This is a genomic window from Pseudoalteromonas sp. SR45-5 (genome assembly GCF_014163565.1).
Lineage (GTDB): Bacteria > Pseudomonadota > Gammaproteobacteria > Enterobacterales > Alteromonadaceae > Pseudoalteromonas > Pseudoalteromonas distincta.
The window spans coordinates 1-814 of the sequence record NZ_JACJDN010001001.1 but is presented as its reverse complement, the minus strand read 5'-3'; the positions used below and the strand labels follow the sequence as shown (position 1 = coordinate 814).

The following is an 814-nucleotide window of genomic DNA, read 5'->3' as shown; positions in this document are numbered from 1 at the left end:
ATTATTAAAAATAGCCACGAACACCAAAGCGGAAGTTTCTGCCTGGTAGTGGGGCTTTATCTTTAATAAATGAGCTATGTACAAAACCTAACTCATCAGTAATGTTATCAACGTTTATATACAGCTGTGCATCGACACTGCCTAAACCTAATTGGTAATTAGCTTGTGCATCAAATAACGTATAGCCATCAGTTTGAGTTTCAAAGGCAGTTACATCGTTTTGATCAAAGTAATGAGTACCCGTTAATGTTAGTTGTAAGTCACCTAAATCGTACTGTAACTCAGAGCCTAATTTATTGGCAGGGATACGTGGTAAATTACCTTCGTCGTCTTTTAGTTTTGCACGAGTTGAGTCACCAAATACTTTAACCATAGCGCTTGGTGTTACTTGGTAATGCGCGTCAAACTCAATGCCATAAAGCTCTGCGTCTTTACTTGTAAACTGATAAACCGCAACAGCATCGTCATGTGCACCAATAGCTGATTCTAAACCATCTTCTTCATCGTAAACTAAACCCGTATTTTCTTGAAAATAAAAGTTTTTGATATCGTTATAGAAAAAGTTAACGGTGTAACCAAAATCACCGCTAAAGCGTCTAAAGCTTAAATCTAAGTTTGTTGAAGTTTCCTGCTTGATATTTTCTGGCTCAAAATGCGCTTCATTATCTTCAATATTGTAACCAAGGCCTAGCTCGTACGTGCCAGTTGCAATGTGTAAACCGTTAGATAAAAGTTCTGCCGAAAGCGGTGCTCGTTCTGAATGAGAAATACTTGTAGCGATACTATGACCTGGCTTGTATTGCCAAATAGCACC

1 protein-coding gene is annotated in these 814 nt (G+C 38.2%); it reads right to left on the bottom strand.

Annotated features, from left to right (window positions below; all coding sequences use genetic code 11):
* Positions 1–4 precede the first annotated feature (4 nt).
* On the bottom strand, positions 5–814 hold an 810-nt coding region (locus tag H5072_RS20640; RefSeq protein WP_182694661.1), incomplete at its 5' end, for a TonB-dependent receptor.